The following is a 20618-nucleotide window of genomic DNA, read 5'->3' on the forward strand; positions in this document are numbered from 1 at the left end:
CCTATGACTGGACCCATGAAAGCCACCGTAGCCGACATCGCCAGAAGCTGCGGCCTGTCGACCGCGACTGTCGACCGGGTGCTGAACAACCGGCCAGGCGCAAGTGCCGCCAACCGGCAGCGCGTGATGGAGGCGGCCAAGCAGCTCGGCTACCTGCCGACGCTCGACCAGGTGGTGCTGCCGTCGAAGCCGGCGCATCTGGAGTTTTTCCTGCCGATCGGCAGCAATGCCTTCATGGCCGACCTTGCCGGCCATATCGAGGACTACGCCGCACGCCTGCCGCTCGTCGCCTCCTGCCGCATTCATAATCTTGCCGGCATCTCGCCCGGCGCGCTGCAGAGCGCGGTCGAGAACCTCTCGCTGAAGGCCAATGGCGTCGGCGTCATCGCCGTCGATCATCCGCGCACGCGCAACATACTGCGCGAGCTTGTCGAGGCTGGGATCAGGCTGGTGACGCTGGTCTCCGATGTGCCGGCAGCACCGCGCTCGGCCTATGTCGGCATCGACAACCGCGTGGCGGGCCGCACCGCGGCGCTGCTGATGGGTCGCTTCCTCGGCGGCCGCACAGGACATCTGGCGATGGTGGTGGGCTCGCGTTCCTATCGCGGCCACGAGGAGCGCGAGATGGGTTTCCGCTCGGTGCTCAGCGAGGAGTTTCCCAACCTCACCGTCTCAAGTGCCGCCGAGAGTAATGACGAGCCGGACGCCTGCTACCGCGCGACCATGCAGGCGCTGCACAACGAACCGGAGCTGCTCGGCGTTTATTGCGTCGGCGGCGGGCGCTCGGGCGTCGCCAAGGCGCTGCTCGAGGCCAAGCCGCGCAAGAAGCCGGTCTTCATCTGCCACGACCTGACCAAGGAAACGCGGCGCTATCTCGTCGACGACCTTGCCGATGTCGTCATCGACCAGAATGCGCGGCTGATCGCCGAGCAATCGGTGATCCGCCTGCTCGGCTCGATCGCCTCATCGGCGCCTTACCTGACGAAGAAATTCATCGAGCCGCGGCTGATCTTCAAGGAGAACGTGCCGGTGCAGTAGGACTTCGTGTCAAAGAGCATGATGTTGTCCGAAAACCGCTTTCACACTTTCGTCATCATGCCCTACCCGGGCGCCAAACGCGGTTCTTCCTATTTGTCAGACGATTGATCCCGCAATTCTGCACAGCAGCTATGCACGTTTCGCAATTGCCGAATCATTGGGCAACTCGTATTTGTCTTCGTGTCGGCCGTCTCCTCCTCCCAGATGTGATGCCGACGCTGAGTGCGGTACACCTCCTCCCGTGCCGCATTCGAAATCAAGCCCGCTGCCACCTCCTCCCGGCAGCGGGCTTTTTCTTTGCCCGATTGGATGCGGCGTCAGCCCCTCACCCAGATTGCCAAGTCGAATTGCTTTGCAATTCGGGCAATCCGACCTCTCCCCTCGGGGAGAGGAGACGGTCAGCGCCGGCGTTATTTCTTCTCCCTCAGGGAGAAGGTGGCCCGTAGGGCCAGATGAGGGGAGGCGCGCCTTAGCGCGCCCGGAATGAGGCAATCAGGCCCTCGGCCATGCGCACGAACTGCGCGCTCGGGCCTTCGGCGCCGACGCTTTGCATCGAGACGCGCGCGCCTTCGTGCAGCAAGGACAGCGTATCGGCAAGCAGCTCGGCCTGGCCAATGCCGGCGTCACGGCAAAGCGTAACCAGCCTTGCGCGCTGGGCTTCCTTCAATTCCTTGATGACGCGCCTGGCCGGATGGTCGGTCTCGCTGAGCTCGACAGCGGCATTGGCCATGTCGCAGCCGCGGCTGTCGGCGTTCAGCATTTCCGAAGCCTTTTGAACCCAGGCATGCAATTGGGCGAGCTTGTCGCCGGGGTGCCTTGCCTCGAACTCGTCCCACATCCTCGAACCCTTCGCCGCCGTGGCGCGCAGGCATTCGATGATCAGCTCGTCCTTGGATCTCGAAGTGACGGTAAAGCGTCATCTTGTTGGTGCCGGCAGCCTCGGTGATGGCGTCGACGCCCACACCCTTGATGCCGTGCTTGTGAAACATGTCCTGAGCCGTCTCCAGGATCCGGTCCCGAGGACGGGAACGCTCCGCGACGCCGTCAGTCATCATGATCTCCTTTCGTCGTTTCCAAAAAAACCCGGGGTCACCTCTTGACTAGGGTGTTACCGGTCTGTAACTTCCAGCATGTTACTTACTGGTAACACCTATATCACTCTCCGTCAAACGACAAGGCACACCGATAGCCCTGCCAGAGTGAAATAGGACAGAAAACCAGCCTGTCATGCGGCTTCGGCCGGTGAAGAATGAGAAAAACGGCCTGCGATCAACCGATGCGGGCCGCAAGCAAGGAGCCGCTCCTATGCAAAAGCGCAAAGACCTGACGATCGACGAAGCCATCCGGGATCCGATGATCCGGCTGGTGATGAAGGCGGACGGGGTTGACCCCAAGGCCTTCGAACGGATGCTGCGCAAGCGCGCGGCGGAGCAGATACCGGGCGAGATCCCGCCATCCTTCCTGGAGGATTCCGGCTCAGGCCGGGCCCGGCGCTCGCGCCATTCGGCAAGACCGTTCGGCGAGGCTTCCGCGTCATGGTAAACTTTTTCATCCATCGTCCGATCTTCGCCTCGGCGATCGCCATCATCATGGTGCTCGCCGGGACGATTTGTTATTTCCTTTTGCCGGTTTCGCAGTTTCCCGACATCACGCCGCCGCAGGTCGTGGTCAGCGCGCACTATCCGGGCGCCAGCGCGCAGGTGGTCGCCGATACGGTGACGACGCCGCTGGAGCAGCAGATCAACGGCGTGCAAGGCATGACCTACATGTCGTCGACGAGCTCCAATGACGGCTCCTCGACCATCACCATCACCTTCGATGTCGGCTATTCGCTCAGCACAGCTGCCGTCGACGTCCAGAACCGCGTCTCGCAAGCCGCCTCGTCGCTGCCGGCGATCGTCAATCAGGGCGGCGTGACGATCAAGAAGCAGAACCCGAATTTCGTCCTCATCGTCAACCTGACCTCGCCCGACAGTTCGGTCGATCCGGTGGCGCTGAGCAACCTTGCCTATCTGCAGATCGTCGATCCGTTGAAGCGCCTGCAAGGCGTCGGCGACGTGCAGATTTTCGGCGAGCGGCGCTATTCGATGCGCGTCTGGCTCGATCCGGACAAACTGGCCAATCTCGGCATCACCGCCGTCGACGTCCAGAACGCCATCTCGGAACAGAACGTCCAGGTGGCGGCGGGCAAGATCGGCCAGTCGCCGGCGCCCGCCGGCACCGCCTTCGAGATGCAGGTCAACGCCGTCGGCCGCCTGAGCGACCCGAAGGAGTTCGGCGACATCGTCGTGCGCGCCAACACCGACACCGGCTCGCTGGTGCGGCTGCGCGACGTCGCGCGTATCGAGCTCGGCGCGCTGCAATATTCGTCGTCGGCCTTCTTCGGCAAGGACCCGACCGTCGTGCTCGCCGTCTACCAGATGCCCGGTTCCAACGCGCTCGATCTGCAGCAGCGCGTCAAGGACAAGATGCAGGAGCTGTCGACCCGTTTCCCCAAGGGCGTCTCCTACGCCATGCATTACGACACAACGCGCTTCGTATCGGCCTCGATGCATGACGTGCTGATCACGCTCGGCGAAGCCCTGGTGCTGGTCGTGGCCGTGGTGTTCATCTTCCTGCAGAGCTGGCGCACGACGATCATCCCGACCATCGCCATCCCGGTGTCGCTGGTGGCGACGATGGTCGTCATGGAGATGCTCGGCTTCTCGCTCAACATGCTGTCCCTGCTCGGCATGGTGCTGGCCATCGGCCTCGTCGTCGACGACGCCATCGTGGTTGTGGAAAATGTCGAGCGACAATTGGAGGCGGGCCTCAAACCGCTGGCGGCGACCAGAGCCGCGATGGCTGAAGTCACCGGCCCGATCATCGCCACCACCGCGGTGCTGATGGCGGTGTTCGTGCCCGTCGCCTTCATTCCAGGCGTCTCCGGCAAGCTCTACAACCAGTTCGCGCTGACGGTGGCGATTTCTGTCGGCATCTCGGCCTTCAACTCGCTGACGCTGAGCCCAGCGCTGAGTGCCGCCTTCCTGCGCCATGGCGGCGCGACGCAGTTCGCGCCGTTCCGCTGGTTCAACACGGGCTTCGACAAACTGTCGCATGCCTATGCTCATGGCGTGCGCATCCTCATCCGGCTGCGCTGGATCATGCTCGGCCTGTTCGCGGCAGGCCTGGTCGCCACCTACTTCGTCTGGCAGAAGCTGCCATCGACCTTCCTACCAGTCGAGGACCAAGGCTACTTCTTCGTCGTCATCCAGCTGCCTGATGGCGCTTCGCTGGAGCGCACCGACGCGGTGGCTCAGAAGGCGCGCGACATATTGCAGGCGACGCCCGGTGTCGACATTGTCGGCTCGATCAGCGGCCTGAACTTCCTGACCAGTGCTGCGCAATCGAACTCGGCGGTCGAGTTCGCCATCCTGAAGCCGTGGGAGCAGCGCGGCCCCGACCAGAGCGCATCGAAGCTCGTCGCCGACGTGCGCGGCAAGCTGATGCAGATTCCGGAAGCCTTCGCGCTGTCCTTCGATCCGCCTTCCATCCCGGGTATCGGCACCACGGGCGGCTTCGAATTCGTCGTCGAGGATCTGACCGGGCGCGGCAGCGTGGCTCTCAACGACGCGACGCAAGCCGTGATCGCCGAGGCACGCAAGCAGCCGGAGATCAATCCGCAACAGTTGTTCTCGCCGTTCTCGACCTCGACGCCGCAGCTCAACTACGACCTCGACCGCAGCAAGGCCAAACTGCTCGGCCTCAACCTGCCCGACGTCTTCAACACGCTGCAGATCTATCTCGGCTCGCTCTACGTGAACGACTTCAACCTGTTTGGCCGTACCTTCCGGGTGACCATCCAGGCCGACAAGGATGCACGTGCAGGCGTGGCCGACATCTCGCGGCTCTATGTGCGCAACGCGTCTGGCGGCATGGTGCCGCTCTCGACGTTGGGCAAGCTGGTGCCGTTCGTCGGTCCGGAAACCGTGCCGCACTACAACAACAACGCATCGGCCTCGATCAATGGCGGCGCCGCACCGGGCTTCTCTTCGGGACAGGCGGTCGCTGCCATGGAACGCGCGGCTGCCACCGCGCTGCCCAGGGATTTCGGTTTCGAATGGACCGGCATCACCTTCCAGGAGCTCAAGGCAGGATCGATCGCGTCGGTCGTCTTCGGCCTCGCCATCGTCTTCGTCTTCCTGATCCTGGCGATGCAGTATGAGAGCTGGGCGATGCCGTTCATGGTGCTGCTGGCGGTGCCGCTCGCCTTGTTCGGCGCCTTCGTGGCCTTGCTGGTGCGCGGCATGCAGATCGACGTCTACTCGCAGATCGGCTTCGTCATGCTGATTGGCCTGGCGGCCAAGAACGCGATCCTGATCGTCGAGTTCGCAAGACGGCGTCGCGAGGAAGGCCTGACCATCGTCGAAGCGGCGATGGAAGCCGCGCGGCTCAGGCTGCGGCCGATCCTGATGACGGCTTTCGCCTTCATCCTCGGCGTGCTGCCGCTGATGTTCGCGACGGGCGCTGGCGCTGCCAGCCGCCAGTCGATCGGCACCACCGTCTTTGGCGGCATGGTGGCGGCGACGGTGCTGTCGCTGGTCTTCGTGCCGGTCTTCTACGCGGTCATCGAAAAGCTGCGCGAACGGCGCGGCGAAAAGGAACCGGCCAAGGGACACCACGACGCCCCTGAGCAAGAAGAAATTGAACCGACCGCCGAGCCGGCGCTTCAGCCGCTCGCCCAGGCGGCCGAATAGGATTGGAGAACGATTATGCGTAGATGGAAAATAGCTTTAGGCGCCGCCGTGGCGGTAGGCGCGGCCTCGGTGGCAAGCGTTCACCTGTTGAACCCGGGCTACCTCGGTAGCGGCACGGCGGGCGCCGCACCGGCGCCGGCGGCCTTTGTCATGCCGGTGCCGGTGGTCAATGTCGTCAAGAAGACGCTGCCGATCTATCTCGACTACGCCGCGCGTGTCGAATCGATCCGCAGCATCACGCTGCAGGCGCGCGTGCCGGGCTATCTGCAGGAGCAGACCGCCGCCGACGGCAGCGACGTCAGCCAGGGTGACCTGCTCTACCGGATCGCGCCACAGGATTATCAAGCGGCGCTCGACCAGGCGCAGGCGCAAGTGCAGCGCGACACCGCGACGCTTGACTACGCCCGCTCCAATCTCGGCCGCGGCACCGACCTTGCCAAGGCCGGCTACCTCGACAAGGACAGCTTCGACCAGCGCACCAGCACCTTGCGCACGGCGCAAGCTGCCCTTGCCGTCGACCAGGCGGCGGTGCGGACGGCCGAGCTCAATCTCGGTTATGCCGAAATCAAGGCGCCGTTCAACGGCCGCATCGGCCGCAACCAGGCCTCGATCGGCACGCTGGTCAGCGTCGCCGGCACGGTGCTCAACACGCTGGTGCAGCTCGACCCGATCTATGTGACCTTCAACCCGAGCGAGACCGATCTCATCCAGATCGCTCAGGCAAAGGCCGCCGGTCCGATCGCCGTCGATGTGCTCTTGCCCGGCGAGACGGTGCCAAGCCAGAAGGGCCAGCTCACCTTCATCGACAACACGATCGACCATTCGACCGGCACCATCACGGCTCGGGCCACCATCGGCAACGCCAAGTTCACGCTGCTGCCTGGGCAATATGTGCGCGTGCGCCTGCATGTGAAGGAGCAGCCCAACACGCTGATGGTGCCGCAGGTGGCGCTCGGTTCCAGCCAGCTCGGCAAGTACCTCTACGTGCTGGGCAAGGGCAACACCGTCGACCAGAAGCTGGTGTCGCTTGGGCCCACCGATGGCGACCTCGTTTCCGTGACCTCCGGCATCTCCGAGACCGACCAGGTGATCACGGGCAATTTGCAGAAGATCGGACCAGGAATGCCGGTTTCTCCTTGCCGCAACCGAAACCGGCCAGCTGATTCCCCCATCAGACCCGGTCCGACGGCGCCCTCGGCTCCCACGCCTAGGGCGCCGTTTTGCTTATGTGGGCCCATGCAATTCCAGGCACCGCCTATGTGTTCCCGGGATTGCCGCCAAGCAGTTCGACCAGCCCGGCAATATCCACGCGTTCGGCCTTGGCCAGCAGCATGAAGGCGCAATAGGGCTGGCCGAGGCGTACCGAAACGGGCGACAAGGCGACCAGGCTGCCCGCTTCGAGGTCCGCGCCGGCCATGATCCGCTGGCCAAGCGCTATGCCTAAGCCCAACCTTGCCGCGCCGATCGCCAGGCTGGAAAGCCCGACACGCCGGCCATGCGAGGGATCGGGCGCGCGATTGCCACCGGCGGCCGCGAACCAGTCCGCCCAGCTCGGATGCGAGGCATAGTTCGGTCCCCAATTGGTGTGGATGAAATGGCTCTCATGCACGTCAGCCAGGCTGGAGGCTGCGTTGCCATGGCGCTTCCAGAATTCAGGCGCCGCGACCGGCAGCACCTCGTCATGGACGAGCCTGACCATCTTCAGCGCCGGATAGTGATAGTCGCCATAGGAGATGCGCAAGTCGATGTTCTGGCGCACGACGTCGACCGGATCGTCCTCGACACGGACATCGATCGCCATATGGGGAAAGCTGTCGAGCAGCACGGCCAGGCGCGGCGCCAGCCATAGCTCGGCCAGCGAGAACGGCACGCTGACGACCAGGCGCGTCCGCAAGCCGCCTTCCTGCATGCGCCGGCCGACCGCCGCGATCTCGCCGAGCGCGCGGGCCGTCTGCGGATAGATGGCATGGCCGGCATCTGTCAGCGCGATGCGGTTGCCGTTGCGCACAAAAAGCTGTTTGCCGAACCAGTCCTCCAGATTGCGGATCTGCTGGCTGACGGCGGCCGACGACACGCCGAGCTCGGTGGCGGCGAGCGTGAAGGAGCCGGTGCGCGCGGCGACTTCGAAAGTCCGCATCGCGTTCAGCGGCGGAAGTCTTTCCATCTTAGCCTCCCCAAGTTTTCCTTAGGCAAGCCTAACAATTTTCTGCGTTGAGAGAAAGATTTCCTTGCTGTCTAGTGTCTTAGGATTTCACGAGGACATGACGATGAAAGACATTCTCGATCTCGACCGCTACCCGCTCGACCGTGAGGGCAGCCGCGAACGGACACGCCTGGTGGAGGACTGCAAGGCCGCGCTGAAAGAGCACGGCATGTTCAATCTCGAAGGTTTCCTACGCCCAGGCATCGCCGAGAAGGCCGTCGCCGAGATCCGGCCGGTGATGGACACGAACTCGCATGTGCACAAACGCATGCACAACATCTACTTCAAGCCGTCGATCCCGGAACTCGCGCCGGAGCATCCAGCGCTGCGCAAGGTGGAGACGATCAGCCACACCGTCTGCGCCGACCAGATTCCCGGCAGCACCGTTCTTTCGATCTATGAATACGAACCGCTGGTCCGCTTCCTGGCCGCGACGATGGGCAAGCCTCAGCTGCATGTCATGCAGGATCCCCTCGCCCGCGCCAACGTCATGGGTTATCGGGCCGGCGAAGCTCTCAACTGGCACTTCGATCGTTCGGAATTCACCACGACGCTTTTGCTGCAGGCGCCCGAGCGCGGCGGCGATTTCGAATACCGCACCGACCTGCGCTCGGACAGCGACCCAAACTATGACGGCGTGGCAAAACTGCTCGAAGCGCGCGACCCAGAGGCGAAAATCCTGCGCATCAAGGCCGGTACCCTGAACGTCTTCCGCGGCAAGAACACCGCCCATCGGGTCACCACCGTCGAGGGTGACCGCGAACGCATGATCGCGGTCTTCTCCTACTATGAACGCCCAGGCGTCATGTTCAGCGACGAAGAACGGATCGGTTTCTACGGCCGTGCCGCATAAAGGCGCAGCGAAAAAATCCTGCAATGCCTACTTGTTAGATTGTCGACAATCTGATTGTCTTGCAGAAGTCCATCTGGGGGTGATGCATGGCAAAGCTGGATTTCAGTCCGATCGCGGACACGACCCGCAGGGCGGAGATCGTCGCCCTGCTGCGGCGCGCGATCCTTACCGGACAGTTGGAGCCGGGCCAGAAGCTCAACGAGCTGCGCATCTCCGAGCAGATGCGGGTGAGCCGCGCGCCGCTGCGCGAGGCCATGCGCGAGCTGGTGCAGGAAGGCATCCTGACCAGCATTCCCTACGCCGGCACTTTCGTCATCGACGTCACCGCCAAGGACATCGTCGATGCCTATTCGCTGAACAAGGTGCTCGATGAGTTCGCCATCGAATTGGCATGGCCGCAGCGCGATCAGCGCTTCTTCGACGAGCTCGACCATCGCCACGAGGCGGTGAAGCAGGCGACGCGCGCGCTGGACACCACGCGCCAGATCGAGACGGCGCTGCAATTGCACGGGCTCATCTACGAATGGGCCGACAATTCAGTGCTTCTGGAAACCTGGCAGCGACTGACCAGCCGGCTGCAGATGTATTTCGCCCTGCATCAGCGCGCCCGCAACGAGGCGGTGCCGGCCCTCGACGTGCACGAGACCTATGTGGCGCTGCTGAAAGGAGCCGACATGAAGGCCACGCAACGTCATGCGCGCGAACATATCGACCTCGATTTCGAAGAGCTTCTCGCCTATGCGCGCAGCTTCGAAAAGCGCGCGTCGAAGGGCCCCTGACCAACATCCTGACAACGGACAGCAAAGTGAAGATCAAGAGCATCAAGGCCTATCATGTCGTGCAGCCCTTCGTGGACGGGCCTTACCGCATGTCCAAGGGGCGGGTCGCCGACTGTTTCGACGCGATGATCGTCGCCATCACGTCGGACAGCGGCGTCACCGGCTGGGGCGAGATGGCGCCGCTCGGCAATTTCTACTCGGCCGCGTTTCCGGCGGGAGCGCGCGCGGGCGTGCCGGAGATCGCGCCGCATCTCATCGGCCAGGACCCGCGCGGCCTCGCAGGCATCGGCCGGCTGATGGACACGGTGTTCAAGGGCCATCCCTACATCAAGTCGGCGCTCGACATGGCGTGCTGGGATCTGGCCGCCCGCGCGGCCGACGTGCCGCTGGTGACCATGCTCGGCGGCCGCGAAAGCGACATGGCGGAGACCTATCGCGTCGTCACCCACGGCACGCTCGACCAGATGTCGGCGCTGGCCAAGAGGATCATCGCCGAGGGCTGTCGCCGCCTGCAGGTCAAGGTCGGCGGCAATGTTCACGACGACATCGAGCGGGTGACGGCTGTCGCTTCGGCCGTGCCGAAAGGCACGGTGATCTTCTGCGACGCCAATGCCGGCTGGACGCCTTACCAGGCGCGTCAGTTCGCCGACGCCACGCGCGGCATCGACTACACGTTCGAGCAGCCCTGCACGACGATTGAGGAGAACATGTCGGTGCGCCGCATGTTGGACAAGCCGATGGTGCTGGACGAGAGCGTCACCTCGCTGGGCGAGATGCTGGAAATCCACCGCAGGGGTGCTGCCGACGGGCTGACGCTGAAGATCTCGCGGCTGGGCGGCGTGACCCAGACGCGGCTGATCCGCGACGTCGCCGTCGATCTTGGCTTCATGATCACCGTCGAGGACACAGGCGGCGCCGAGATCGACACCGCGGCGATGGCGCATCTGTCGCTGTCGACACCGCAGGAGCGCCGGCTGCACGCCATCGCCTTCCATGAATGGGTGACGGTGCGCACGGCCACCAACGCCCCGCCGGTGACAGGCAGCCACATGGGCGTTCCCGACGGCCCCGGCCTCGGCATCGACGTGGACCCGGGCCTGCTCGGCAACCCGTTCTTCGAGATCGGCTCATGAAGATCAAGCGCATCAAGGCAACGCCAATCAACTACCGGCTGGAAGCGCCTTACGTCTGGGTGTTCGGCGAACTCGACGGGTTCTCACCGACCATCGTCGAGGTCGAAACCGAGGACGGGCTTGTCGGCATCGGCGAGGCGCCCACGCCAGGGGCCGCTTCCGTCATCAACGATGTGCTGGCGCCGCGGCTCGCCGGCCGCGACGCCTTCGACATTGCCGGCGCCGAGGAAGTCTGCCTGCCGTTCTGGAGCGGCGTGCAGTCGATCAACGACCGCACCCGCATCATGGCCTTCGGCGCCGTCGAGATGGCGCTGTGGGACCTGCGCGGCAAGGCGTGGAAGCAGCCGCTCTATCAATTGCTCGGCGGCGCGGTGCGCAAGGACATCCCGTTCACCGACTATTTCTCGCTGCGCGGCGACGGCGCCAAGGTGAAGGGCGAGAAAACCCCGGAGGAAGTCGCCGACTATTGCGTCGAACTCAACGAGCGTTACGGCACGACCTTTTTCGAGGGCAAGTTCTCGACGCAGGACCCAAGGGTATCGATGAAGATGGTCGAACTGATCCGCAAAAAACTCGGCGACGAGGCGATGATCCGCATCGATTCCAACCAGGCCTATTCGCTGGCGACCGCCAGGCAGTTGGCGCGGCCGCTGGAGGAGCTAGGCGTGCGTAACTGGGAAGACCCGGTGGCGACATCTGAGGAGATGCGCGAACTGCGCCGCCACACCTCGATCCCGTTTTCGACCCACAACATCGATATCGCCCGCGGCATGGAGCTGAAGGTCCCGGACGCCTTTGTCGGCAACCCGACTGCGCATGGCGGCATCAACCGCATGGTCCGCTTCGTCGGCGCCTGCGAGCATGCCGGCATCGATTACTGGTGCTACAGCGGCGACACCGGCATCGGCAGCGCCTGCTACCTGCATCTGTGCGCAGCGCTTGGCTGGATCAGGGAGCCCAACCAGTCGCTGTTTCGCATGCAGCCGATGGACATCATCGAGGAAGGTCCGTTTTCGCCGAAGAACAATGTCGTGCCGGTGCCGGAGGGACATGGCCTCGGCGTCACGCTATCGCGGGACAGGCTTGCCGCGTGCCATCGCGACTTCGTCGAGAACGGCCCCTGCAACAAATATCACGACCCGGAAAAACCCGGGACCTACCGCAGACTGCCGCTCAATTAGGAGGATGTCGAAAAGCTAGCAGGACTTATCGAGAAAAGGGCGACCATGGGTCGCCTGGCCGACAGACAATTCATCAAGAAAATCTGACCTTTCCGCCTCAACGAGCGGATGGACCAGACAAAACCGCATGCTACAGTCCGGTCAACTGACAAGGGATGAATGCCGGGGACCGGAGAACTCCACGGCGCTCGTCGATTTGAAATGCACTCGCCAACCACAAAAACAGGGGAAAAGGGTTAGACCCATGAAGAACTATCGGATTCTCGATCTTCTCCGCCGCGGCCGCACGCCGCTTGAAAACCATCTCATCGACGGTTTGATCGACGGCCGCATCAGCCGCCGCGAATTCGTCCGCCACGGCAGCCTGCTTGGCCTGTCGCTGCCGTTGCTCGGCCGCATCGGCATGGCCGCCGGCTTCGGCGCGGCGCCTTCGCTGGCGCGAGCCGGCGCGCCGGGCGCCACCATCCGCGTCGGCAGCAGCGTGCCGGCGGCGGCGATCGACCCCGTCACCATCGCCGACGCCGGTGGCCTGCTCGTCATGCAGCAGGTCGCCGAATTCCTGTGCGTCGACGGCCCGGACCTGGTGCTGAAGCCGGCGCTTGCCGAAAGCTGGGCGCCGAACACCGACGGCACGGTGTGGACCTTCAAGCTGCGCAAGGGCGTGAAGTTCCACTCTGGCGGCGAGATGAAGGCCGACGACGTGGTGGCCAGCATCGATCGCCTCGCCGATCCGGCGAATTCGTCCAATGCGCTGTCGGTGTTCACCGGCATCCTGAAGAAGGGCGCCTCGAAGAAGGTCGACGACTATACCGTCGAATTCCATCTCGACGCGCCGAACGGCAACTTCCCCTACATGCTGTCGTCCGACAATTACAACGCCGTCATCATCCCGGCGAGCTACAAGGGCGACTACGAAAAGAGCTTCGACGGCACCGGGCCGTTCAAGATCGAAAAGTACACGGCCAAGGTCGGCGCCTCCTTCGTGCGCAATGACGATTATTGGGGCGAGAAGGCCTTGCCGGACCGCACCGAGTTCACCTTCTTCGCCGACATGCAGCCGCAGATCCTGGCGCTGCAGGGCGGCCAGATCGACATCATCAACCAGATGCCGGTGCTGGCGGGCGTTGCCGTGCTCAACGACCCCAATGTCGACATCATCAGCCTGAAATCGTCCGCGCATCAGCAGTTGCATATGCACTGCGACGAGGGCCCGACGAAGGACGCCCGCGTGCGCCGCGCCATCGCGCTCTGCCTCGACCGCGAGAAACTCGTCGCCGGCCTGATGAAGGGACGCTCGGCGCTCGGCAATGACAGCCCGTTTGCCGCCGTCTACCCTCGACCGACACCAGCGTGCCGCAGCGCAAGCAGGACATTGCCCAGGCCAAGCAGTTGATGGAAGCGGCGGGCGTCGGCCAGGGCTTCAAAATGACGCTCACCACCGAGCGCTATCTGGAAATTCCGGAATACGCGCAGCTCATCCAGAACTGGGTCAAGGAAATCGGCATCGAGCTCGAGCTGAATATCCTCGACCAGGGCGCCTATTACGGCGATGCCGTGTTCGGCAAGTCGAACTGGCTGGACTCGGCGATGGGCATCACCGACTACGGCCATCGCGGCGTGCCCAATGTCTACCTCGCGGCACCGCTGAAGAGCGACGGCACCTGGAACGCCGCCCACTTCAAGAACAAGGACTACGACCAGCTCGCGGCGAGCTATATCGGGGCGCTCGATCTCGAAGCGCAGAAGGCCGACGCCGGCAAGATCCAGAAGCTGCTGCTCGAGGAAACGCCGGTGATCTTCGGCTATTTCTACGACTATCTGACGGCAACGGCGAAAGGCGTGGCCGGCGTGCAGCCCACCGCCATGTCACAGCTGTTCCTGGAGAAAGCGTCGAAAGGCTGAACTGACGCATTGTTGGAGCATGATCCTTTCCGAAAACCGGTGCCCAGTTTTCGGGATCATGCTCAGAAGGGAAAGCCAATCCTCTAACGGCCAGCTCCCGCGCGGAGCTGGCTTCACAAGGAGTCTCAGCCATTCTCTCTTTCCTCGTCCGGCGCCTGGCTTTGTCGCTCGTCACGCTGTTCCTGCTCAGCGTCATGGTGTTCCTCGGCGGCCAGGTGCTGCCGGGCAATGTCGGGCGCGCGATCCTGGGTCCATTCGCCGACCAGCGCGCCGTCGACACGCTCAACCATTCGCTCGGCGTCGACCGGCCGTTGCTCGTCCAATACGGAACATGGATCTGGAAATTCGTGCAGGGCGACATGGGCATGTCCTATGTCTTCCGCGCCCCGGTGGCCCCGTTCGTCATCGATGCCTTGGGCAACTCGTTGAAACTGGCCTTGATCGCATTCGTGCTGGTGGTGCCGATCGGCATCTTCGGCGGCGTCGTCGCCGCGCTCAACCTCAACCGGCCGCTCGACCGCATCATCAGCCTTGGCGGCCTGTCGGTGACGGTGCTGCCCGAATTCGTCACCGGCATCATCCTGATCCTGATCTTCGGGGTCTGGCTGCGCTGGCTGCCGATCGCCGCGACCTGGCCGAAAGGCGCCGGCTTCTTCACCCAGATCTACTATCTGATCCTGCCCTCGCTGCCGCTGTTCCTGGTGCTGTTCGGCTACATCGCCCGCATGGCGCGATCCGGCATGATCGAGGCGCTCGATGCCGACTACACAAGAACCGCCGTGCTGAAGGGCCTGCCGTGGCGCACAGTGATCTGGCGCCACGTGCTGCGCAACGCGCTGTTGCCGACCATCACCGTGATCGCGACGCAGACCGGCTATCTGATCGGCGGCCTGGTCGTGATCGAGACGCTGTTCCGCTACCAGGGCATCGGCTCGCTGATCTTCACCGCCGCGCGCGGCAAGGACTTCCCGATGCTGGAGGCCGGCATCCTGACCATCGGCATCGTCTATTCGGTCGCAACGCTTGCCGCCGACTTCCTCTATTCCGTGCTCAATCCGCGTATCCGACTGGGGGCTGAGCAATGAGCGCCACTGACACGCCCGTCGGTATGCCCGCGGCACCCGACACCACACGGCGCAGCCCCTGGGGCGAGGTGCTGCATTCGCTGTTGCGCTCCCGTACCTTCCTGACCGGTTTCGGCATCGTGCTGTTCTGGGTCATCTGCGCGTTGTTCGGCGAACACCTGGTGCCTTACGATCCGCTCGCCGACGACATCATCAACGCGCTGGCGCCGCCGTCGGCCGAGCATTGGTTCGGCACCGACCAGATTGGACGCGACGTGTTCTCGCGCGTCATCGTCGGCTCGCGCGACATCCTGACGGTGGCGCCGCTCGCCACCATCCTGGCGACGATTGCCGGCACCGCGCTCGGCCTCGTCATCGGCTATTTCCGCGGCATCGTCGACGATATCATCAGCCGCGTGCTGGAAGCCTTCATGGCGATCCCGGTGGTGATCGTCGCGCTGCTTGCCATCGTCGCGCTCGGCACCTCGAAGACGACCGTAATCGTGGTCATTGGTCTCAGCTTCGCGCCGATCATCGCCCGCACAGTACGCTCGGCGGTGCTGGCCGAACGCGAGCTCGACTATGTCGCCGCGGCCAAGCTGCGCCACGAGGGTGCGATGCATACGATGTTCGTCGAGATCCTACCCAATGTCATCCCGCCGATCCTGGTCGAGACGACGGTGCGGCTGGGCTACGCGATCTTCGCGGTGGCGACACTGTCCTTCATGGGCTTCGGCATCCAGCCGCCCTCGCCCGACTGGGGCCTGTCGATCTCCTCGAATTACGGCATGATCGGCGGCGGCTTCTGGTGGACGGTGCTGTTCGATGCGCTGGCGATCGCCTCGCTGGTGATCGGCGTCAACCTGGTGGCCGACGGCGTGCATGGAGCGTTCAATGACTGACAAGAACGCGCTCGAACTGAAGGACCTTTCCGTCGCCTATCGTGTCGGCGGCCGCAACCGCGCGGTGCTGCGCAACGTCAATCTCACCATCGGTGCCGGCGAATCCTACGGGCTGGTCGGCGAATCCGGCTGCGGCAAGTCGACCGTGGCGCTGTCGGTGGTGCGCTACCTGCCGCGTAACGGCTCGATCACCGGCGGTTCGATCGAGCTCGACGGCCAGGACCTGATGAAGCTCGACGCCGAGGCGCTGCGGCGTGCCCGCGCCGACAGCGTGTCGATGGTCTATCAGGACCCCGGCAAGGCGCTGAACCCTTCCATCCGCATCGGCCGTCAATTGACCGAGATCTTCGAGCTTGCCGGCGTCACCGGGCAGGCCGCGACCGACAAGGCGACCGCTATCCTCAACCGGGTGCGCATCTCGGATCCGCCAAGTGTCATGCAGCGCTATCCGCACCAGCTTTCGGGCGGCATGCAGCAGCGCGTGGCGATCGCCATGGCCTTGGCCAACGATCCCTCGATGCTGATCCTCGACGAGCCAACGACCGGTCTCGATGCAACGGTGGAAGCCGAAGTGCTCGACCTGATCGGGCAGTTGCGGCGCGAGCTGTCGGCCTCGATCCTGTTCATCAGCCACAACCTCGCGGTCGTCTCCAACATGTGCGACCGCGTCGGCGTTCTTTATGCCGGCATGCTGGTCGAGGAAGGTTCGACCAAGGACGTCTTCAACGATCCGCGCCATCCCTACACCGTGGCGCTGCTGCGCTGCCTGCCGCGCGGTGGCCAGCGCAAGGACCAGGGCCGCCTCGACACCATTCCCGGCTTCCTGCCCGGCATCGGCGCCAATATCGTCGGCTGTGCCTTCGCCGATCGCTGCGCGCTGGCGACCGAGCGCTGCCGCGCCGAGCCGCCGCCGCTCTACGAACTGGAAGACGGCCGACTGTCGCGCTGCCACTATCACGACAAGGCACAGTCGCTGCCGCGCGCGACACCCGCCGAGGTCTTCGCGCCCGCGCCCAAGCAGGCGCCGCCGGTGCTGCAGGTCGACGGGCTGAACAAGACCTATGGCAGCTATGGTCATCCGCTGCGTGCTGTGAAGGACGTCTCGGTCAGCCTGAGCCCCGGCGAGACGCTCGGCCTGGTCGGCGAATCCGGCAGCGGCAAGACCACCTTCGCCAGGCTCCTGCTCGGTCTCGTCTCGCCGGACGATGGCGGCTCAATCGAGCTCGAAGGAAAGAAGCTCGCACCACGGCTCGCCAACCGATCCGAGGACCAGGTCAAGGCGGTGCAGATCGTCTTCCAGAATCCGGACTCGGCGCTCAACCGCTCGCATTCGATCCTGCATATCCTGAGCCGCGCCTTGAAGCGGCTGGGCGGGCTCAGCGGCAAGGCGTTGGACACGCGCCTCGAGGAACTCGTCCGCTCGGTGCGGCTCACCGACCGGCATCTTGCGGTCAAGCCGCGCCAGCTGTCGGGCGGGCTGAAGCAGCGCGTGGCGATCGCGCGCGCCTTCGCCGGCGACCCGCGCATCGTGGTCTGCGACGAGCCGACCTCGGCGCTCGACGTCTCGGTGCAGGCGGCGATCCTCAACCTTCTGGCCGACCTGCAGACAAAGCAGGATGTCAGCTACATCTTCATCTCGCACGACCTTGGCGTGGTGCGCTATCTCTCCGACAAGATCGCCGTGCTCTATCTCGGCCGCATCATGGAGTTCGGCCCGTCGGAAGCGGTCTTCTCCGGCCCGCATCACCCCTATACCGAAGCGCTGCTGTCGGCCGTGCCCAAGCTTGACCGTACCGAGAGTTCACGCATCCGCCTCGATGGCGAGATCCCGAGCGCGGCCAACCCGCCGAAAGGCTGCGTCTTCCCACACGCTGCCCGCGCAAGATCGGCGCCATCTGCGAGACGCAGGAGCCGGAATTGGCCGAGGCGCAACCGGGGCACACCATCCGCTGCCATATCCCTTATGCGGAGCTGGCAAGGCTGCAGGCGCCGAAGGCCTTGCAGCCGGCATGATCGCGGTCAGAATGCTGGCGTCATGCTGAAGCCGCGGTCGCCCTCGGCAAAGCCCTGGACGTCGGACCAGTCCCTGGCCAAGGCGCGCAGGCCGGCGAGCGCGACCTCCAGAACATCGGACGACGCCGGATTGCTGGGATAGGCCAGGTAAAGCGGCCGCTGGAACACCGGCGCGCCCTCGACGCGCCGCAACTCGCCGCGCTCGATATGCGTGCTCACGGCGCTGAGCGGCAGGTAGGCGGCGGCCTTTTGCGACAGCACGTGTTGCAGCCCTATGAAGACCAGGCCGGCGGAAATGGCAGGCTTCACCATACCGGCAAAGGCACGATCATGCTCGACCCGGAATTCCAGCCCCCAATCCATCAGGATGTAGTTTTCCGTCCACGGCCCCTCCTGCCGCGTGTGCCGGACGAGCACTACCTGATCGACAGCCAGCGTCTCATAGACGATGCCGGGATGCGGTTTCGGCAGATAGAGGATGCAGATGTCGAGCAGGCCTTCGGCCATCTGATCGATGGCCAGATCCGGGAAACTGCCTTCCAGCCGCAGCGCCACATTGGGCCGCCGCTCACGCATCCAGCCGATCCAGGGCGAGGTGATGCTGTCCCAGAGATAGGCGGGCGCGGTCAGCCTGAGCAACGTCTCATAGCCATCGGGAACGGCGATGTCCTGCCGCGATTGCTCCCAGGTGCGCGTGATCGTCGAGGCATGCGGCAGGAACTGCCGGCCGGCGGGCGTCAGCGAGACGCCGTCGCTGTCGCGCACGAAGAGCTTGCGCCCCAACTGCTCTTCCAAACCACGGATTCGCGCGCTGACCGTCGACTGCGCGAGGTTCAGCCGGCTCGCCGCGACCGTGAAGCTGCCATGTGTCGCAACCTCCAGGAAACTGCGCAGATTCTCGGTATCCATGGTTTTTGTCCTCAAGCGCATCGCCATCGAAAATTTCGATGACTGCAATCAAAAAATATCGCTTTCCGGTCGCGGTCAACAGTGACCTAAATGCCGGAGCCCCACGACAGCCAAGGAATGCCGCCATGCCGAAGCATTTCACGACGATCGACGCTGCCCGCAAGACCCTCACAGCAATCGAAAATTCCGCTATCGACGAATTGCTCGCCGGCAGGATCGGCCGGCGCGAATTTTTGCGTCATGGCAGTGTACTCGGCCTGTCGCTGCCCTTCCTCGGCGGCATTATCTCGACGGTCGGCCTTGGCGCGCCGCAAGCCCGTGCCGAAGGCAAGCCGGGCGGCACGATACGCGCCGGCGTCGCGGTGCCAGGCGGGGCCATCGACCCGGTCACCTTCTATGACAGCGGCAGCTATCAGCTCGTCTTCCAGGTGGCTGAGTTCCTGTGCGTGACGCAGCCCGACCTGACGCTGAAGCCGGTGCTCGCCGAAAGCTGGTCGCCCAATGCCGATGGCAGCGTGTGGACCTTCAAGCTGCGCAAGGGCGTGAAATTCCACAATGGCGAGGAGTTCAAAGCCGACGACGTGGTGGCGACCTTCGATCGTCTCGCCGATCCGAAGGGGGCTTCCAACGCGCTGTCGGTGTTCAAGGGGCTGTTGTCGAAAGGCGGCACGCGCAAGGTCGACGACCATACCGTCGAGTTCCATCTCGACGCGCCGAACGGCAGCTTCCCTATTCGGTGTCGATCGACAATTACAACGCCGTCATCCTGCCGGCGAGCTACAAGGGCGACTACGAAAAGACTTTGAAGGCACCGGCCCGTTCCGGTTGGAAAGCTATACGCCGAAGGTCGGGGCGAGCTTCGTGCGCAATCCCGACTATTGGGGCGAGAAGGCCCTGCCCGACCGGCTCGAGTTCAAATTCTACGCCGACGTGCAGCCGCGCATCCTGGCGCTGCAGGCCGGCGAAGTGGACCTGCTCGACGCGGTTCCGCTCGACGTCAGCCAGGTGGTGCTGAACAGCCCCGATGTCACGGTGCTGCGCGTGGCTTCGACCGCGCACCGCCAGCTCCATATGCGCTGCGACATCGGCCCGTTCACCGACAAGCGCGTGCGCCAGGCGCTGGCACTCAGCATCGACCGCTCCAAGCTGGTCGATGGGCTCTGCCGCGGCATGGCGGCGACCGGCAATGACAGCCCGTTCGCGCCGGCTTTCCCCGCCACCGACAAGTCGGTGGCACAGCGCACGCAGGACATCGCCAAGGCCAAGCAGCTGATGGAGGCGGCGGGGCTTGCCAATGGCTTCGACATCACGCTGACGACGCTGCGCTATTCCGATATTCCGGGCTATGCGCAGCTGTTCCAGAATTTCGCCAAGGAGATCGGCGCCCGCATCTCGCTCAACATCGAGGACCAGGACAAATATTACGGCAAGGCGGTGTTCGGCCAGTCGGACTGGCTGGACAGCCCGCTCGGCATCACCGACTATGCGCATCGCAGCGTGCCGAACGTGTTCCTGAAAAGCCCGCTGGTCAGCGACGGTCCATGGAATGCGGCGCATTTCAAGAACGCCGCTTACGACGGAATGGCCGCCTCCTATCTCAAGGCGCTCGACCTCGACGCGCAGCGCAAGGCTGCGTCCGATATCCAGAAGCTGCTGCTCGACGAGACGCCGATCATCTTCAGCTATTTTCCCGATCTGCTGGTGCCGGTGCGCAAGAATGTCAGCGGCCTGGCGCCGATCGCCGCCGGCCTGTTGCTCGACCGTGTCTCGGTGAGTTGACCATGAGCGCGCGTAAAGCCCAGAGCAAGAGATAGAGCATGATGTCGTCCGAAAACCGCTTCACACTTTTCGGCATCATGCTCTGACTGCAAACGACGAGAAGAGGACAACGACAATTCGCAAGCC

At 64.0% G+C, this 20618-nt stretch carries 12 protein-coding genes and 4 pseudogenes; 13 read left to right on the top strand and 3 right to left on the bottom strand.

The features are described from left to right. The first annotated feature begins 15 nt into the window (after window positions 1–15). Window positions 16–1038, top strand: a complete 1023-nt coding sequence (locus ACVDG8_RS10060; RefSeq protein WP_447254572.1) for a LacI family DNA-binding transcriptional regulator — start codon at window positions 16–18, stop codon at window positions 1036–1038. Window positions 1039–1507: 469 nt separating this feature from the next. Here ACVDG8_RS10060 and ACVDG8_RS10065 read toward each other — a convergent pair. Then, window positions 1508–2090: pseudogene (locus ACVDG8_RS10065) on the bottom strand (TetR/AcrR family transcriptional regulator). 253 nt (window positions 2091–2343) lie between these two features. Here ACVDG8_RS10065 and ACVDG8_RS10070 point away from each other — a divergent pair. The 3 genes from ACVDG8_RS10070 to ACVDG8_RS10080 are packed head-to-tail and all read left to right on the top strand — an operon-like array spanning window position 2344 to window position 7109. Continuing rightward, complete coding sequence (locus ACVDG8_RS10070) at window positions 2344–2580, top strand: hypothetical protein (protein ID WP_447254573.1); 237 nt, start codon at window positions 2344–2346, stop codon at window positions 2578–2580. Beyond that, a complete protein-coding gene (locus ACVDG8_RS10075) occupies window positions 2574–5774 on the top strand; it encodes an efflux RND transporter permease subunit (protein WP_447254574.1) in 3201 nt (1066 codons plus the stop codon). The genes ACVDG8_RS10070 and ACVDG8_RS10075 overlap by 7 nt, the downstream gene beginning before the upstream one ends. Window positions 5775–5789: 15 nt before the next feature. Further along, window positions 5790–7109 (top strand): efflux RND transporter periplasmic adaptor subunit, encoded by a 1320-nt coding sequence (locus ACVDG8_RS10080; protein WP_455707668.1) that lies wholly within the window; start codon window positions 5790–5792, stop codon window positions 7107–7109. On the opposite strand, the gene ACVDG8_RS10085 is transcribed toward ACVDG8_RS10080, so the two are convergent. Then, on the bottom strand, window positions 7030–7938 hold the full coding sequence (locus ACVDG8_RS10085; RefSeq protein WP_455707669.1) for a LysR substrate-binding domain-containing protein: 909 nt from the start codon (window positions 7936–7938) through the stop codon (window positions 7030–7032). The genes ACVDG8_RS10080 and ACVDG8_RS10085 overlap by 80 nt on opposite strands. Before the next feature lie 103 nt (window positions 7939–8041). On the opposite strand from ACVDG8_RS10085, the gene ACVDG8_RS10090 reads away from it, so the two are divergent. From ACVDG8_RS10090 to ACVDG8_RS10125, 8 genes and pseudogenes are all read left to right on the top strand, one after another. Next, complete coding sequence (locus ACVDG8_RS10090) at window positions 8042–8830, top strand: HalD/BesD family halogenase (RefSeq protein WP_447254577.1); 789 nt, start codon at window positions 8042–8044, stop codon at window positions 8828–8830. Window positions 8831–8916: 86 nt separating this feature from the next. After that, window positions 8917–9609, top strand: coding sequence for a GntR family transcriptional regulator (locus ACVDG8_RS10095; RefSeq protein WP_447254578.1), 693 nt, complete (start codon window positions 8917–8919; stop codon window positions 9607–9609). 26 nt (window positions 9610–9635) lie between these two features. Beyond that, window positions 9636–10742, top strand: a complete 1107-nt coding sequence (locus tag ACVDG8_RS10100; protein ID WP_447254579.1) for a mandelate racemase/muconate lactonizing enzyme family protein — start codon at window positions 9636–9638, stop codon at window positions 10740–10742. Further along, the gene (locus ACVDG8_RS10105) at window positions 10739–11923 is read left to right on the top strand and encodes a mandelate racemase/muconate lactonizing enzyme family protein (RefSeq protein WP_447254580.1); all 1185 of its coding nucleotides are present in this window, start codon (window positions 10739–10741) and stop codon (window positions 11921–11923) included. Before ACVDG8_RS10100 ends, ACVDG8_RS10105 begins: the two co-directional genes overlap by 4 nt. Before the next feature lie 244 nt (window positions 11924–12167). After that, a pseudogene (locus ACVDG8_RS10110) lies at window positions 12168–13825 on the top strand (ABC transporter substrate-binding protein). A gap of 194 nt (window positions 13826–14019) precedes the next feature. Beyond that, the gene (locus ACVDG8_RS10115; protein ID WP_455707821.1) at window positions 14020–14910 is read left to right on the top strand and encodes an ABC transporter permease; all 891 of its coding nucleotides are present in this window, start codon (window positions 14020–14022) and stop codon (window positions 14908–14910) included. Further along, window positions 14907–15791 (top strand): ABC transporter permease, encoded by an 885-nt coding sequence (locus ACVDG8_RS10120; protein ID WP_447254582.1) that lies wholly within the window; start codon window positions 14907–14909, stop codon window positions 15789–15791. Before ACVDG8_RS10115 ends, ACVDG8_RS10120 begins: the two co-directional genes overlap by 4 nt. Then, window positions 15772–17804 (top strand): annotated as a pseudogene (locus tag ACVDG8_RS10125) (dipeptide ABC transporter ATP-binding protein). The gene ACVDG8_RS10120 and the pseudogene ACVDG8_RS10125 overlap by 20 nt, the downstream one beginning before the upstream one ends. 6 nt (window positions 17805–17810) lie before the next feature. Here the strand turns inward: ACVDG8_RS10125 and ACVDG8_RS10130 are convergent. Continuing rightward, window positions 17811–18713 carry a LysR family transcriptional regulator gene (locus ACVDG8_RS10130; RefSeq protein ID WP_447254584.1) on the bottom strand — a complete coding sequence of 301 codons (903 nt, stop codon included), beginning with the start codon at window positions 18711–18713 and terminating at the stop codon, window positions 17811–17813. Window positions 18714–18838: 125 nt separating this feature from the next. Between ACVDG8_RS10130 and ACVDG8_RS10135 the strand changes: the two are divergent. After that, a pseudogene (locus ACVDG8_RS10135) lies at window positions 18839–20492 on the top strand (ABC transporter substrate-binding protein). The last annotated feature ends 126 nt before the right edge of the window (window positions 20493–20618 follow it).

The sequence above is a fragment of the Mesorhizobium sp. ORM8.1 genome (assembly GCF_053005525.2).

Bases quoted from the DNA above. Each gene is read 5' to 3' on its own strand.
- ACVDG8_RS10085 (WP_455707669.1), bottom strand. From the start codon at position 7,938: ATGGAAAGACTTCCGCCGCTGAACGCGATGCGGACTTTCGAAGTCGCC.
- ACVDG8_RS10115 (WP_455707821.1), top strand. From the start codon at position 14,020: ATGGTGTTCCTCGGCGGCCAGGTGCTGCCGGGCAATGTCGGGCGCGCG.
- ACVDG8_RS10075 (WP_447254574.1), top strand. From the start codon at position 2,574: ATGGTAAACTTTTTCATCCATCGTCCGATCTTCGCCTCGGCGATCGCC.
- ACVDG8_RS10095 (WP_447254578.1), top strand. From the start codon at position 8,917: ATGGCAAAGCTGGATTTCAGTCCGATCGCGGACACGACCCGCAGGGCG.
- ACVDG8_RS10130 (WP_447254584.1), bottom strand. From the start codon at position 18,713: ATGGATACCGAGAATCTGCGCAGTTTCCTGGAGGTTGCGACACATGGC.
- ACVDG8_RS10105 (WP_447254580.1), top strand. From the start codon at position 10,739: ATGAAGATCAAGCGCATCAAGGCAACGCCAATCAACTACCGGCTGGAA.
- ACVDG8_RS10090 (WP_447254577.1), top strand. From the start codon at position 8,042: ATGAAAGACATTCTCGATCTCGACCGCTACCCGCTCGACCGTGAGGGC.
- ACVDG8_RS10080 (WP_455707668.1), top strand. From the start codon at position 5,790: ATGCGTAGATGGAAAATAGCTTTAGGCGCCGCCGTGGCGGTAGGCGCG.
- ACVDG8_RS10120 (WP_447254582.1), top strand. From the start codon at position 14,907: ATGAGCGCCACTGACACGCCCGTCGGTATGCCCGCGGCACCCGACACC.
- ACVDG8_RS10070 (WP_447254573.1), top strand. From the start codon at position 2,344: ATGCAAAAGCGCAAAGACCTGACGATCGACGAAGCCATCCGGGATCCG.
- ACVDG8_RS10060 (WP_447254572.1), top strand. From the start codon at position 16: ATGAAAGCCACCGTAGCCGACATCGCCAGAAGCTGCGGCCTGTCGACC.